Source organism: Halosimplex amylolyticum (assembly GCF_051414035.1).
Taxonomy (GTDB): Archaea; Halobacteriota; Halobacteria; order Halobacteriales; family Haloarculaceae; genus Halosimplex; species Halosimplex amylolyticum.
In genome coordinates this window covers 206,518-219,706 of record NZ_JBLKNW010000004.1, presented here as the reverse complement: position 1 = coordinate 219,706, position 13,189 = coordinate 206,518, and the positions used below count along the sequence as shown (strand labels likewise).

Below are 13,189 nucleotides of genomic sequence, written 5' to 3'. Positions count from 1 at the left end.
CGAGCAAAAGTCTACGTGTCGAAGCCGTCGCTCGCGTCGAAACCGTCGCTCCCGCTGGCGTGACCGTCGCGTTCGCCGTCGCCCTCGTCGTCCCCGTCGAACCGCTCTGCCGCCGACTGAAAGCCGAGTTCGGCCTGCTCTCGCGAGCGCCGCCCCTCGCGCTCGGCGATGGCCTCGGAATCGGGGTTCACGTCGTCGTCGACGCTCGCCTACGACTTGTGGACCTTCGCGTGGCACCACCGGCAGAGGAAGACGGTGATCTCGTGGCTCGGATCGCCCGCTCGCGGGTCGTTCTCACTCCCCGCTCGCGTTTCCGAGGCGCTCCGCGCCTCGCCCTCACCTTCCCGGGACCCGGAGCGATACGACAGGTGGTGTTCCTCCAGGAGCGGGCGCTCGTCGTCGTGGGCCATCCGGTGCTCTTCGAGGCCGCAACGCTCGCACTCCCGGTCGCGGTTGCGAGCGCGGAAGTGCGGACAGTCGGCCCACTCCCAGGGGCCAGTGAGCCCTTCCTCGTCGAGGTCGCCGACGACCGGACAGCGGAACTCCTCGCGACTGCGGGCGTTCGCGAACTCGGGGTCGCGGTCGCCCTGCTCGACGGCGAAGCGGCAGCGACCGTCGTCGGTGCAGTGGTCGCACCGGTCGACGTGGGCGTAGGGGTCCTCGACCCCCACCGACGTCCCCGAGGGCGTCTTCTCCATGCCCGGTCGGTCGCGCTCGATCGATTTGAATGGTGGGTTCCGCGGTGCGGATCCACTTGTCTCACAGCTTCCCCTCGTGGATCTGCGCGCCCGTCGCACGCGACTCGACCTTCCGGAGGGGCTCCGCGGCGGCCTGCCGGACCGCGACGGACGGACACCGCCGCTGTGCTGCGCCGACGGGGTCGGTTACCCCGACCCGACCCGCCGGCGGCGCCGAACTGTCTCTCGTCAACCACGTTTTTCTCAGAATCTGAAACTCCATTCGGGGGTTTATCCGAAACGTAATCGTTCAACCGAACATGTCTGTCCACCCCGCAGAAGCGTACAAGTCGTTGATACGGCGGTCGATGGAATCGATCGGTGTCGACAGGTCGGTCGAACGCACGGTCCTCGCCGCGGCCGGGATCCAGTTTCTGATATCGGTCGGGCAGGCGGTCTTGCCGTTCGTCACCTCCGGGACGACCCGGGTCGCCATGGTGGCGATCCTGTTCGGCGGCGCGGCGCTCGCGCTCGGTAACACCGTCTGGATCACGCGCGAGGCGGTCGTCGTGCCGATTCAGCGACTCGAAGCGGCCGCCGACCGGATCGCCGGCGGCGAGGTCGACGTGTCGGTCGCCGCCACCGACGACCGGAACGAAGTCGGGAGCCTGACCCGGTCGTTCGCCGAGATGCAGTCTCACATCGCGCTCGTCGCCGCGCAGGCCGACGCGCTCGCCGCCCAGGAGTTCGAAGCCGCGGTCCTCGACGAGCAGGTGCCCGGCGCGTTCGGCGACTCGCTCTCCCGGATGGCCGCCAGTCTCCACGAGTACACCGACGAACTGGAGACGATGACGACCGATCTCGAACGCCGCTCGGACCGCCTCGAGGAACTGGTCGTGGCCTTCGCGGACGCTGCCGACCGCGCCGCCGACGGCGACCTCACGGCGACGCTCGACGCCGACGACTTCCCGAGCGCGGACGCCCAGTACCGGGAGATATGCGAGAACTTCAACCGCCTGGTCGAGACGCTCGGCGCCGCGCTCGGCGACGTGCGCGGGTTCGCGGGCGACGTCTCCGAGGCGAGCGGTGACGTGGCCGCGAGCGTCGACGAACTCGACCGGGCGAGCGACGAAGTCGCGGACTCCGTGCAGGAGATCTCCGACGGCGCGACCCGCCAGACCGAGCAGTTCCAGTCGGTCGCGGAGGAGATGAACGGCCTCTCCGCGACGGTCGAGCAGATCGCCGCCGCTGCGGACGAAGCCGCGGGAACTGCGGCGACGGCCGCCGAACGGGGCCGTTCCGGACGCGACGCCGCCGCGGAGGCGATCGACGCGCTCGACGACCTGGAAGAACGGATCGAGCGCACCGCCGCGGCCGTCGACGGGCTCGCCGACCGTATCGGCGAGATCGACGAGATCGTCTCGTTCATCGACGAGATCGCGGAACAGACGAACATGCTGGCCCTCAACGCGTCGATCGAGGCCGCGCGGGCCGACGGCGCGGGCGACGGGTTCGCTGTCGTCGCCGACGAGGTGAAGTCGCTGGCCGAGGAGACTCGCGACGCCGCCGAGGAGGTCGGTGACCTCGTGGCGTCCCTCCAGGACGATTCGGCGGCCACCGCCTCGGAGGTCCGGGTGATGCGCGACCAGGTGGGCGACAGCGTCGATACCATCGACGGCGCGCTCGCCGACTTCGAGGACATCGTCGCCGTCGTGGGCGACGTCAACGAGAGCGTCCAGGAGATCAGCGACGCGACCGACGAAGGGGCCGAGACGACCCAGGACGTGGTCGACCGGATCGACGACGTGGCCGCTATCAGCGAGCAGTCTCGCGACGAGGCGGAGTCGGTGGCCGCCGCCGCGGAGGAACAGACCGCTTCGGTCTCGACCGTCTCCGCGGACGTGCGGTCGGTCGCCGACCGCGCCGACGACCTCCGCGCGGCCCTCGACCGGTTCCGACTGCCCGATGCGACGGCCGACAGCGGCTTCGCGACGCTCGACGGCACGGCCGAACTCGAATCATCGGCAGCCGTGACCGACGACTGACGGACCGTCGCACCCGGCGACCGACCGCCGCTCGGCGGAACGGTTTTCCCTCGTTCCCGCAAGGGAGGAGACATGCGCCTCGTCCACGAGTCGGCCGACGGCGACGCCCGGGTACTGGCCACGGACGTCGAGACCGCCGACTCGCTGTTCGCGAAGGTCAAGGGACTGATGGGGAAGTCCTCGCTCCCCGACGGCTACGCGCTCGTGTTCGACTTCGAGCGGACGAGCTACCGCGACGTGCACATGCTGTTCGTCCGGACGCCGCTGGACGTGATCTGGTTGCTCGACGACGAGGTGGTGCAGGTGAAGACGCTCGCGCCGTGGCGCGGCGCCGGCGTCGCGAAGGCAGACCGCTTCGTCGAACTCCCGGGCGGCGCCGCCGACGGCGTCGAACCGGGCGACAGGGTCGTGCTCGAAGACGACGGGTGAGCGAACGGGGCTACCGAGCGCGTCGCTTTCCGGCAGTTTATCCCTCGTAGTCCACGATCCGGAATATGGACCTCTCTGTCGTCGACCTCTCTCCGGTCCCGGACGACGGTACCGCGACCGACGCCTACGCGAACACCGTCGAGGCCGCACAGCAGGCCGAACGGCTCGGATTCGACCGGTTCTGGGTGGCCGAACACCACGGTATGGCGAGCACCATCGCTGGGACGACGCCAGAGGTGTTGCTCGGCCATCTCGCCGCCGAGACCGACTCGATCCGCCTCGGTTCGGGAGCGGTGCTGCTCAACCACTACAGCCCGTTCAAGGTCGCGGAGGCGTTCGGCGCGCTCGACGCCCTCGCGCCGGGGCGCGTCGACGCCGGACTGGGCCGGGCCAACGGGTCGCCGGCCGCCGACCGCGCCCTCGGGACGAAACGGCGCGTCCAGAACCCCGACGAGGACCACACCGAGAAGATCGAGGCCGTCGCGACCCACCTCTACGACGACTACCCGGACGAGCACCCGTACGGCGACCTGGAGATCGCCCGCTCCGGCGAGGCGCCGCCGGTGCCGTGGGTGCTCGGGTCGAGCGCCTCCAGCGCGGCCATCGCGGGCGAACTCGGCCTGCGCTTTTGCTTCGCGGCGTTCATCCGGCCGCACTTCGCGAAACCGGCCTTCGAGGAGTACCGCGAGCGCTTCGAGCCCTCCGAGCTGTCCGGCGGGATCGACGAACCGGAGGGGATGGTCGCGGTGAACGCGGTCGGCGCCGAGACCGACGAGGACGCCGCGCGGCTTCGAGCGTCGGCCGAGGCGTCGTACAAGCGGATGGAGCGGGGTGAGATCGGGACCACGCCCTCGGTCGAGGAAGCCATCGACGAACTCGGTGCGGTCCCCGATCCGACCCCGGCGACGCTCGACGCCGACGAGTGGCCGCGAGCGATCTCGGGGAGTCCCGAGACACTCGACGGCCTGCTGACCCAGCTGGCCGACCGCGTCGGCGTCGACGAGGTGATGATCCAGCACGTCGTCGCCGACCACGAGGACGCGCTCCGTTCGCACGAACTCCTGGCCGAGGGCGTCGGGCTGACGGCCCGTTGACTGGCTCTCTCACACCACCGCTCCACTATCGCTCTACCACCGCCACAGTACTGCGCCACCGCCGCTCCACTATCGCTCTACCACCACCACAGTACTGCACCACCACCGACACAGCACTGTGCCACCACCGCGACGGCGAACCCGACGGATTAATTAGGACCGCTCGCTTCAGCATGGCATACGATGTCGGACTACACCGACACGGAGGATAGAGGAAGTCGCCTCACGGCGGCTGGCCGCGAAATTCTCCGTCATGAGTGACGGTTCCGGTGAGCGCGAAGGGACGACGCTCTTTGGCGACCATCCCGAGACGACTCACCTCTCTGACGTAGGGGACGTACAGTTTCTCGACACGACGCTCCGCGACGGCGAGCAAGCGCCGGGTGTCTCGCTCACCCCCGACGAGAAGGCGCGGATCGCCGGGGCGCTCGACCGTGCGAACGTCGGCTTCATCGAGGCCGGCAGCGCCTGCACCGGCCCGGGCGAGCGCGAGACCATCTCCCGCGTCGCCGAGCTAGACCTCGACGCGACGGTCACGAGCTTCTGTCGCGGTATCCAGCGCGACGTCGACCTCGCGCTGGAGTGTGACGTCGACGGGGTCAACCTCGTCGTGCCCGCGAGCGGCCGCCACGTCACCGAGAAGGTCGGGACGAGCCACGAGGAGAACGTCCGGAACACGGTCGAACTCGTCGAGTACGCGAAAGACCACGGCCTGTGGGTCGAGGTCATCGGCGAGGACGGCTCCCGGGCGGACCTGGACTACCTCGAAGAACTGCTCGGCGCCTCGCTGGAGGCGGGCGCCGACCGCATCTGCTGGGCCGACACCGTCGGCCACGCGACGCCAGACGGCGCGCTCGAAGCCGTCTCCCGGCTCTCCGAGCTGGGACCGGTGAGCACCCACACCCACGACGACCTGGGGCTCGCCGTGATGAACGCCCTGACCTCGATCGCCGCGGGCGCCGACGTCGTCCACGGCACGGTCAACGGCATCGGCGAGCGCGCCGGCAACGTCGCCATCGAGGAGGTCGCGATCGCCCTCTCGCACGGCTGGGGCGTCGAGACGCTCGAACTAACCGAGGTGTACGACCTCGCGGAACTCGTCGCCGGCGCGACGGGCATCCCGCTCCCGCCGAACAAGGCGGTCGTCGGCCAGAACACCTTCACCCACGAGTCGGGCATCCACACCGACGGCACCCTCAAGGACGACGCGATGTACGAGCCCTACCCGCCCGAGAAGGTGGGTCGGGAGCGCCGCCTCGCGCTCGGCAAGCACGCCGGCCGCGCCGGCGTGAAGGCCGCCCTCGACGAACACGACTTCGAGGTGACCGACGAGGAACTCGCCGAGATCGTCACCCGCGTCAAGGAGATCGGCGACCGCGGCAAGCGCGTCACCGACGCGGACCTCCTGACGATCGCCGAGGACGTGACCGACAGCGCCCACGACCGCCGCGTCGAGATCACGGAACTCACGACCGTCGCCGGCGGCGCGACGCCCACGGCGACCGTCTCCCTGCTCGTCGACGGCGAGGAGCGCACCGAGGCCGAGATCGGCTCTGGCCCTGTGGACGCCGCGATCAACGCCGTCCAGTCCGCGCTGGGTCACTCCTTCGACACCCACCTTGAGTCCTACCACGTCGACGCCATCACCGGCGGGACGGACGCCGTCGTCACCGTCGAGGTGGAGATGTCCCGCGGCGACGACTACGTCACCGTCACCGCCAGCGACTCGGACATCACCCGCGCGTCGGTCGAAGCCATGGTCGGCGCCATCGACCGCCTCGTCGCCACCAGCGACGGGCGCGTCATCGCCGACGACTAGCCACTTTTTACGCACGGGGGTGGCCTCGGCCTTCGGCCTGCGGGCACCCCCGTCCGCAAAAACGTGGGGAACAACTGCCGGGCGCTCACTCCGTTCGCGCCCGGTGTCCGCGGGAGTGAGCACCGCGAACGACCGCGGGCTCGTCAGAGCTTCGCTCTGACGGTGAATCACGCTCGCTCCACTCGCGCGAATGGTCGACGCAAACAGCCACCGCTCACGCCGACAGCCACGCGTAAGTCTGGACGGCGCCGAACAGCACCGCGAACAGCCCGTTCTCGATTAGCAGGGGCTGGTTCCCGGCGAAGGCGGTCCGGGAGACGAGCGCCAGCACGCTGAACAGCGTCGCGAGCGCGAGGTTGTACTTCGCGAGCACCACCCACGTCTCCTGGTCGAGGTCCACGAGGCCGTCGGATCCCATGGGGGCGTTTCGAGCGCGAATCGGAAAAGCGGTCCTCAGAACGGGTCGTCGCCGAACGGGGAGTCGTCGTCATCGTCGTCGCCGAAGTCGAAGCCCTCCTCTTCGTCGCCGAGGTCGTGCTGGCGGCGGGCCTCCTCCTCGTCGACGAACCCGAGTTCGTCCGGGTCGCGGCCGGCCTGGTCGACGACCTCGTCCGAGACGATGATGGGACAGTCCACGCGGAGGGCGAGGGCGATGCCGTCGCTCGGGCGGGCGTCGAACACCATCTCCGTCCGCTCGTCGTCGGTGTACTGCTCTGTGTCGATCTTCGCGTAGAAGGTGCCGTCGGCGAGGTCGTCGATGCGGATGCGGTCGATGGCCGCGCCGAACTCCGCGACCATGTCGACGAACAGGTCGTGCGTGAGCGGCCGCTCGAAGGGCGTCCCGTCGAGTGCGTGTTGCATCGACTGGGCCTGGTCGGCGCTCACGAAGATGGGGATCAGTTCCTCGCGCACCCGCAGGAGGACGACCGGGTGTCCCGGGCCGTCGTCGCCGACCCCGACGCCGACCCCCTCGACTGTGGCCTCGTGTGTTGCCATATCACGTGGTAGGGGCGCGAACCTGAAAAACCATCTTTTTCGCTGGGGGGTCGCCGCAGGCGACCCCCCGGCCAAAAACATGGTCTCGCCGAGCGGAGCGAGGCGAGGCTCGGAAGTCGCAGTCCGCGCAGTGAGCGAAGCGAACGAGCAGAACCGTCTTCCGGTGGTGAAAAAGGCCGGCCGCTTCGCTCACTTCGTTCGCTCGCGTCCGGTGAAACGCCTCGCTTCGCTCGGCGTATGCTTCAGTACATGGAACGAGTGAGCAGGAGCGGTGGCGCGCGCTGTCGCGGCCTCCGTGCCGCGACGTAGCCGCGCGAGGGATGAGCGACCGCAGGGAGTGAATCGGCTGGGGGGCGTGAGGCGCGGTGCTGTTCAGTGCGGTCCTGGTGGATTGAAAGGGCGAGGCAGGCTCGCGTTCAATGTAGTCGCCTGCACGGGCACTATCCGAACGAAGTGAGGATATCCCGTGCAGCGACCGCGAGAGCGAGGTCGACCGAAGGGAGACCTCGAATGCGAACGGGGAGCGTAGCGACCCGTGAGCGAGCGTGCCGAGGGCTTTCAACGCTCACTGTCACCTGTCGGCACCGCTCGACTTCCATTCACGACTCATTCCACAGAAACAACTACTCAGTTCGTACACCGGTCCGAACATGACAGGACAGTCTCACCTCGACGAGTGTCCACCACGACACCGTCGACCGACCTGTTACACCTCACCGAGAGCGCGGACGACACCGCGAATCGACCCGATCGACCCCTTGACCCTCTCGATCGCTATATCGCCGGCCTAAGCCGATTTACTCCGGGTTAACTGTCGATTCAACCCGCTTAAATCGGCTGAAATCGGGGTGATTGGGTGTCAGCGCTTGCCCCCTTCAAGGGGTCCGCCGGCTATCGAGCGAGTGGAGGCAGACCCAGTATGAAACTGAAACTCGTCGCCGTGTTCGCGAGCGTGCTGTTGATCGCGACCGGCGCTGCGATGGCGATGCCGGGCAACGCGCCCGACCAGGCACAGGACGACAACGCGCAGGCCGACGACCACGCGCGAGACGGAGCCAACGAGTCGGACGCGAACGGCTCGGCGGCGGACGCCGAAGCTGACGACGCCGCGAACGAATCGGACGCCGCGGACGAGTCCGACGACCGACAGGGTCCGCCGTCCGACGTGCCCGCCGCTGGCGCGGCCGACGCCGCGAACGGCAGCCAGGGCCCGCCCGTCGACCTGCCCGAACAGGTCCCCGACTTCGTGAGTACCGTCCACGAGGCGATCGGGAACCACGTCGGCGGCGCCGTCGACGGCGCGCAGTCGCTGGGCGAGCAGATCAGCGCGCTGACGCCCGACGACGACGCGGCAAACGAGACCGCCTCCGACGCCGGCAACGCGACGGCCACGGCCGCCCCGTAACGACCGGCAGAACCACTGCCCGCGCTCCCGTTCCCATTCGCGGGACAGACCACTCGTCACACCCCACCCCACCCCACCCCACCCCACCTGTCACACCCCACTCGTCACACCCCACCCCACCCAATCCACACACCCACCGATTCCACCCACTCCACCTGACGCGGTCGGGCCCCAACCCGCCTGCCGCGTCACGTTCCCCACCCACCCCACACACGCTCTTTTGGGCTCCGCTGACCGGTCCTCCGGTCGCCTGCCTCGACGCGACGACTGTCGACAGCGCGATCAGAAGAACGTGCCGAGGACGGCCATGTAGAGGATGACAGTCGCGGCGTAGATGACGCCGAGCGCGACGACGGCCTTGGCGTGGAAGAGCCAGAGGTCGTCGCGCTCCCGTTCGAGCGCCGCCTCGTATCGCTCGCGCTCGGCCTCGCTCGGCTCGTGGCGCTCGCCGACGTGCAGGTCGCGGGCGTGTTCCGACCGGAACGGGCACTCGCAGTGCGGACAGGTCGCTGCGGGCGTCTCGCCGTCGGGGACGGCGGTGTCGCGGGTCGGTCGGAGCGTGGGTGCGTAGTCGGTCATCGTGGATCGGGGCCGCTGTGCGGTCACACGTACGGCGGCGGCGCGTACGGTTGCGTGATCACCCATAGGCTGCTCATCGTGTAAAAGATCATCACCACCACCGAGGGGTACTGGCTCCGGATGGCCGCGAGCACGCCGGGGAAGAGTTCGAACGCCAGCGAGTGGGCGACCCAGATGGCGAGGACGTGCCCGCCGAGCACGCAGAGGAGCTTCACCGTCCCGAACCAGCCGGGCAGGACGAGCGCCAGCGTCGTCGGCGGGGCGAACGGGCTGAGCGCGACGGCTCCGAGCGCCGGGGCCAGTCCGAGGAAGTACCCGAGGAAGTGCGCGAGGTGGTAGCCGGCGGCGATAGGGAGCAGCGCCGGTGCGAACCACCGCCCGATGGCCCGCGCGGTGACGTAGGTGTCCGCGGTGTCGCGGACTTTCCGCGCGGCCAGGCGGTAGACGCCGAGGAACCCGGCGAAGCCGGCGAGGAGGACGACGGCGTAGACCGCCAGTGCGGGGACGCCGAGGGCGACGAGCGGTTCGACCGCGGCCGCCCACGTCGGCGTCGCCACCAGGCCGTCGTAGGTCGTCACCCACAGCAGCGCGACGACGAAGGCGACCTCGCCCGGGCGGTCGGGCAGCGGGTCCTCGGTGAGCGCGGTCCCGGGGAGTCGGAGTTCGACGCTCCCGTCCCCGTCCCCGTCCCCGTCCCCGTCCCCGTCCCCGTCCCCGTCCCCGTCCCCGTCCCCGTCCCCGTCCCCGTCCCCGTCCCCGTCCCCGTCCCCGTCGCGCTGGAGCGGGGCGACCCGTCCGTAGGCGGCGAAGACGCGGCTCACGGGGTCGACGCGCTCGAACCACGCGTCGCCGAAGCGGGCGGCGCCGGCGACGGTGACCAGCGAGTAGCCGAGGACGACGGCCGCGAGCAGGCGCGGGTTCTGGCCCACCGGGCTAACGACTTCGAGCCAGACGAGCGCGAGCAGGCCCGCGACGGCGGGCCAGGCGCCCCAGCGGTCCGGAATCGCCCCATCGCCCGCAGCGCCCACGCCGCGGTCGCGGAGTCGCCGCACCGCCGCGACTGGCAGGGACCAGGGGTTGACCGCAGGCCAGGTGTTCCCGACGAGGTACGTCGTCGTCGTGTAGCCCGCCCACCAGCCGACCCAGACGAAAAGCAGCGCGAAGTTCTGCGTGGGCGTTCGCGGCCCGGCGAACCCGGTCGCCAGGACGAGCAGCAGGACGGCGAACGACGCGACGCGGAGGGCGGGGACCGCGAGGCGCCGGAGTCCCGCGGACGTCGGGACGGCGAGGCGCCACCAGTTCACCCCGCGCATCGCGTCGTGGTCGGTCAACAGCGACGTGAACAGGAACGACCCGCCGACGACGATGCCGCCGGTGAGGATCACCAGCCACGTCGGGACCGTCGCCGACGCCACCGACCCGCCCAGCGACCCCGAATGCGCCGCGGCCCGCCCGGCCAGCGCCGCGGCGGCGAGTCCGAGCGCGACGCCGTCCCGGAGCACGCGTCCACCCGGACTCGACCGTTCCCCGCCCATGTTTGCCCACCCTTTCGACGCCAGCGGGATAACTGCTAGCCGTCTCGGGGGGTCGGTCGGGCAGCCGCTCCGGAGCGAGAACCGGGCCGATACCTGCCGGACGGTCACCGGGTCGCCCGCGCCGGGTCGCATGGGAGTGCGTCTCACCGTACGGCGTGATTTATGCCGACCGGTCGGGTACGACGGGGCATGACCGACTCTTCGCCGGCCGTCGAGACGGCGACGCTCGTCTCGTTTCTCTCGGACGCGCTCGGGGAACCCGTCACGGAAACCGAGGTGATCCACGACGGCCTCAACCTCTCGCTCGCGATTTCGACCGAGACAGCGGCCCCGGCGTACGTGCTGCGGCGGCCCAACGAGATGCGCCAGGCCGACTCGTTCAACGACGTGACTCAGGAGTACGGCGTGATGGACCGGCTGCGAGCGAGCGCGGTCCCCGTCCCGGAACCCGTGGTGGTCTGCGAGGACGAGTCGGTGATCGGCGACCCGTTCCTGGTGATGGAACACGTCGACGGCGAGGCGGTCCCGCTGGGGTCGGACCTGCCCGAGCGATTGCAGAACCCGACGGCACGCGGCGACGTGGCGTCGCTGCTGATCGACGCGCTCGCGGATCTGCACTCGCTGGACGTGGACGAGTTCACGGGCGTGTGCGAGCGGCGCCCGCTCCGCGACCAGTTAGACGACGTCGTCGCCCAGCTCGACGAGGCGACGAGCGCGACCGGGCGCGAGTCGCCCGTGCTCTGGGACGTCGCGGACTGGCTCCGATCGAACGTCCCCTCCGATTCGGCGACGGCCGTCGTCCACGGCGACTTCAGACCGGGCAACGTGCTGTTCGCGGGCGCGGATCGGCCCGAGATCAGCGCCGTCCTCGACTGGGAGACCGCGTTTCTCGGCGACCCGCTGACAGAGTTAGGGTACCTGCTGCTCCGGTGGCGCGACGACGGCGACCCGACGCCGTCGCTTGGGGGCCTGGAGGCGCGCTACGGGGACGAGAAAGCGATCGAAGAGCTGCGCGAGACCAACGAACACGGGCTCGCTCCGTTTACGAACAGGCCAGGGAGTCCGAGCAGGCGCGAACTCGTCGACCGGTACGAGGCGGCGACCGGGATCGACTTCGAGCACGACCGCTTCTACCGCGCGTTCGCTGCGTTCGTGCTGGCGACGGTCTGGGAGGACATCCACCGCCACCGGGTCGAAGCCGGAGCGGCGTCGGACCTGGAACCCCACGCCGACTACATGGCCTCGCTCGCTCGCAACGTCGCCGACGGGGAGTTCCCGCTGTAATCGCCGCCACGCGGTCCGCGGTTCGCGACTCGGAGCGTCGTCGACTCGTGGGGACCGTCGCGGCCGGGAACGCGCCGTTTTTTGCGGTGGGCATCCAAGGCCGGGTATGGCCGAGACTGACGAGGGCGGCTACAGCCGGAAGTGGGCGGCGCTGGCGGTGTTGCCATTCCTCCTGCTCGGGCTGGCCGACGTGATCCTCCTGCTCGGGTGGGGACTGAACCCGCTGTGGGGCTTCATGATCCTCCCGCCGATCCTCTTCATGAGCGCGCTGGCCTGGATCGGCTTCCGGTCGGGCTTCATCGGCCACCGGACCGTCGGTGAGGGCGACCGCGTCGACGAACCCGCGGTCGGCGACGTCGACCACGACTGACCGGGCCGGGCGGCCGACACTCCCGTCGACAGCGACCGCGAGCGACTGCGCTCTCGCTCCCCGGACGTTTCGTGTCGAACGCGAGTCAGCGGACGGAAGCGTCTCCTCGAATGTGAACGTGAAGACGGGACGTTCGCCGCCGTCGGCACTCGGAAGCGAACGACACCGACCCAGAGCGGGGTCGGTTACGCGCCGAAGAGGTCGTCGACGGCGCCGCGCGCGGCGAGGGCGGCGTCGTCGGCGACGCGGTCGGGGTCGCCCGACGCGTCGGGCGCGTTGAGGTAGACGTCCACTTCGAGGATGCCGTCCTCGAAGGTGACGGTGACGTCGAGGTCGTCGACCGACGAGCGGTCGAATCGCGAGAAGACGACGTTCTCGGCGGCCTCGGCCGCGGTCTGGACGACGGTCTCGTCCGACGGGCCCTCGTCGGAACCCGCGTCGGCGTCCGCGTCCGAACTCGCCGAGTCGTCGGCCGGCATTTACGCGCCGCCGGCGCCCGGACCGCCCATCCCGCCAGGACCGCCCGCGCCGCCGCCCTGCAGCATGTTCTGGAGCTCGGTCTGGAGCTCTTCGAACTGCTCCTGGACGCGCTCTTCCTGTTTCTCCAGCGTCTCGACGCGGATCTCCAGGCTGTCGACCTTCTCCTCGAGGTCGTCCTGGGCGTCGGCGTAGTCGGTCTGGACGAGCAGTTCACCGACGCGGCGGTACATGCCGGTGTCCTCGTCGATGTCCTCGAGCTCGTTGAGGGCCGTCTCGGCCTCCTGGAGCTGTGTCTCGGCCTGCTGTTTCTGCGCGGCGACCTGCTGGGCCTTCTCCTGTAGGTCCTGCAGTTCCTCGAGCTTCTCCTGTGCTTCAGGCGGCAGATTACCCTGCATGTCTTGCCGTGCGTGACCCGTGGTGAAAAACCCCCGCTTTCCGGTCGGGACGGCGACCGACCCCAACCGATCCGGTCGGGC

13 protein-coding genes and 1 pseudogene are annotated in these 13,189 nt (G+C 69.8%); 7 read left to right on the top strand and 7 right to left on the bottom strand.

The genetic code is table 11. The annotated features are described in order from the left end of the window. Positions 1 to 11 precede the first annotated feature (11 nt). Positions 12 to 698 (bottom strand): annotated as a pseudogene (locus ACMGFE_RS17845) (DUF7097 family protein). Between the two features lie 299 nt (positions 699 to 997). Here ACMGFE_RS17845 and ACMGFE_RS17840 point away from each other — a divergent pair. The 4 genes from ACMGFE_RS17840 to ACMGFE_RS17825 all read left to right on the top strand — a co-directional run bounded on the left by ACMGFE_RS17840 (position 998) and on the right by ACMGFE_RS17825 (position 6,064). Next, positions 998 to 2,722: a methyl-accepting chemotaxis protein gene (locus ACMGFE_RS17840; protein ID WP_436926586.1), complete on the top strand. Its 1,725-nt coding sequence runs from the start codon at positions 998 to 1,000 to the stop codon at positions 2,720 to 2,722. A gap of 72 nt (positions 2,723 to 2,794) precedes the next feature. Further along, positions 2,795 to 3,151 (top strand): DUF192 domain-containing protein, encoded by a 357-nt coding sequence (locus tag ACMGFE_RS17835; RefSeq protein ID WP_436926585.1) that lies wholly within the window; start codon positions 2,795 to 2,797, stop codon positions 3,149 to 3,151. A gap of 65 nt (positions 3,152 to 3,216) precedes the next feature. Continuing rightward, the gene (locus ACMGFE_RS17830; protein ID WP_436926584.1) at positions 3,217 to 4,245 is read left to right on the top strand and encodes an LLM class flavin-dependent oxidoreductase; all 1,029 of its coding nucleotides are present in this window, start codon (positions 3,217 to 3,219) and stop codon (positions 4,243 to 4,245) included. Positions 4,246 to 4,498: 253 nt separating this feature from the next. After that, positions 4,499 to 6,064, top strand: coding sequence for a (R)-citramalate synthase (locus tag ACMGFE_RS17825; protein ID WP_436926583.1), 1,566 nt, complete (start codon positions 4,499 to 4,501; stop codon positions 6,062 to 6,064). Positions 6,065 to 6,278: 214 nt separating this feature from the next. On the opposite strand, the gene ACMGFE_RS17820 is transcribed toward ACMGFE_RS17825, so the two are convergent. Continuing rightward, a complete protein-coding gene (locus tag ACMGFE_RS17820; RefSeq protein WP_436926582.1) occupies positions 6,279 to 6,482 on the bottom strand; it encodes a hypothetical protein in 204 nt (67 codons plus the stop codon). Positions 6,483 to 6,517: 35 nt separating this feature from the next. Further along, on the bottom strand, positions 6,518 to 7,060 hold the full coding sequence (locus ACMGFE_RS17815; RefSeq protein ID WP_436926581.1) for a bifunctional nuclease family protein: 543 nt from the start codon (positions 7,058 to 7,060) through the stop codon (positions 6,518 to 6,520). Positions 7,061 to 7,979: 919 nt separating this feature from the next. On the opposite strand from ACMGFE_RS17815, the gene ACMGFE_RS17810 reads away from it, so the two are divergent. Then, positions 7,980 to 8,465 (top strand): hypothetical protein, encoded by a 486-nt coding sequence (locus ACMGFE_RS17810; RefSeq protein ID WP_436926580.1) that lies wholly within the window; start codon positions 7,980 to 7,982, stop codon positions 8,463 to 8,465. Between the two features lie 282 nt (positions 8,466 to 8,747). Here the strand turns inward: ACMGFE_RS17810 and ACMGFE_RS17805 are convergent, their stop codons facing one another. Together ACMGFE_RS17805 and ACMGFE_RS17800 are read right to left on the bottom strand one after the other, a co-directional pair. Continuing rightward, positions 8,748 to 9,044 carry a DUF7410 domain-containing protein gene (locus ACMGFE_RS17805; RefSeq protein WP_436926579.1) on the bottom strand — a complete coding sequence of 99 codons (297 nt, stop codon included), beginning with the start codon at positions 9,042 to 9,044 and terminating at the stop codon, positions 8,748 to 8,750. Between the two features lie 23 nt (positions 9,045 to 9,067). Continuing rightward, entirely contained in the window at positions 9,068 to 10,579 is a 1,512-nt protein-coding gene (locus ACMGFE_RS17800; RefSeq protein WP_436926578.1) for a hypothetical protein, read from the bottom strand. A gap of 189 nt (positions 10,580 to 10,768) precedes the next feature. Between ACMGFE_RS17800 and ACMGFE_RS17795 the strand changes: the two genes are divergently transcribed. Then, positions 10,769 to 11,863: a phosphotransferase family protein gene (locus ACMGFE_RS17795; protein ID WP_436926577.1), complete on the top strand. Its 1,095-nt coding sequence runs from the start codon at positions 10,769 to 10,771 to the stop codon at positions 11,861 to 11,863. 106 nt (positions 11,864 to 11,969) lie between these two features. Then, positions 11,970 to 12,233 (top strand): DUF8142 family protein, encoded by a 264-nt coding sequence (locus tag ACMGFE_RS17790; protein WP_436926576.1) that lies wholly within the window; start codon positions 11,970 to 11,972, stop codon positions 12,231 to 12,233. A 185-nt stretch (positions 12,234 to 12,418) separates the two neighbouring features. Here the strand turns inward: ACMGFE_RS17790 and ACMGFE_RS17785 are convergent, their stop codons facing one another. Both ACMGFE_RS17785 and ACMGFE_RS17780 read right to left on the bottom strand, forming a co-directional pair. After that, complete coding sequence (locus tag ACMGFE_RS17785; RefSeq protein ID WP_436926575.1) at positions 12,419 to 12,712, bottom strand: DUF3194 domain-containing protein; 294 nt, start codon at positions 12,710 to 12,712, stop codon at positions 12,419 to 12,421. Beyond that, positions 12,713 to 13,108: a prefoldin subunit beta gene (locus ACMGFE_RS17780; RefSeq protein ID WP_436926574.1), complete on the bottom strand. Its 396-nt coding sequence runs from the start codon at positions 13,106 to 13,108 to the stop codon at positions 12,713 to 12,715. Positions 13,109 to 13,189: the final 81 nt, after the last annotated feature.

What these genes read in the sequence shown, in the direction of transcription:
- ACMGFE_RS17840 (WP_436926586.1), top strand. Translation starts at nt 998, where the DNA reads ATGTCTGTCCACCCCGCAGAAGCGTACAAGTCGTTGATACGGCGGTCG.
- ACMGFE_RS17835 (WP_436926585.1), top strand. Translation starts at nt 2,795, where the DNA reads ATGCGCCTCGTCCACGAGTCGGCCGACGGCGACGCCCGGGTACTGGCC.
- ACMGFE_RS17830 (WP_436926584.1), top strand. Translation starts at nt 3,217, where the DNA reads ATGGACCTCTCTGTCGTCGACCTCTCTCCGGTCCCGGACGACGGTACC.
- ACMGFE_RS17825 (WP_436926583.1), top strand. Translation starts at nt 4,499, where the DNA reads ATGAGTGACGGTTCCGGTGAGCGCGAAGGGACGACGCTCTTTGGCGAC.
- ACMGFE_RS17820 (WP_436926582.1), bottom strand. Translation starts at nt 6,482, where the DNA reads ATGGGATCCGACGGCCTCGTGGACCTCGACCAGGAGACGTGGGTGGTG.
- ACMGFE_RS17815 (WP_436926581.1), bottom strand. Translation starts at nt 7,060, where the DNA reads ATGGCAACACACGAGGCCACAGTCGAGGGGGTCGGCGTCGGGGTCGGC.
- ACMGFE_RS17810 (WP_436926580.1), top strand. Translation starts at nt 7,980, where the DNA reads ATGAAACTGAAACTCGTCGCCGTGTTCGCGAGCGTGCTGTTGATCGCG.
- ACMGFE_RS17805 (WP_436926579.1), bottom strand. Translation starts at nt 9,044, where the DNA reads ATGACCGACTACGCACCCACGCTCCGACCGACCCGCGACACCGCCGTC.
- ACMGFE_RS17800 (WP_436926578.1), bottom strand. Translation starts at nt 10,579, where the DNA reads ATGGGCGGGGAACGGTCGAGTCCGGGTGGACGCGTGCTCCGGGACGGC.
- ACMGFE_RS17795 (WP_436926577.1), top strand. Translation starts at nt 10,769, where the DNA reads ATGACCGACTCTTCGCCGGCCGTCGAGACGGCGACGCTCGTCTCGTTT.
- ACMGFE_RS17790 (WP_436926576.1), top strand. Translation starts at nt 11,970, where the DNA reads ATGGCCGAGACTGACGAGGGCGGCTACAGCCGGAAGTGGGCGGCGCTG.
- ACMGFE_RS17785 (WP_436926575.1), bottom strand. Translation starts at nt 12,712, where the DNA reads ATGCCGGCCGACGACTCGGCGAGTTCGGACGCGGACGCCGACGCGGGT.
- ACMGFE_RS17780 (WP_436926574.1), bottom strand. Translation starts at nt 13,108, where the DNA reads ATGCAGGGTAATCTGCCGCCTGAAGCACAGGAGAAGCTCGAGGAACTG.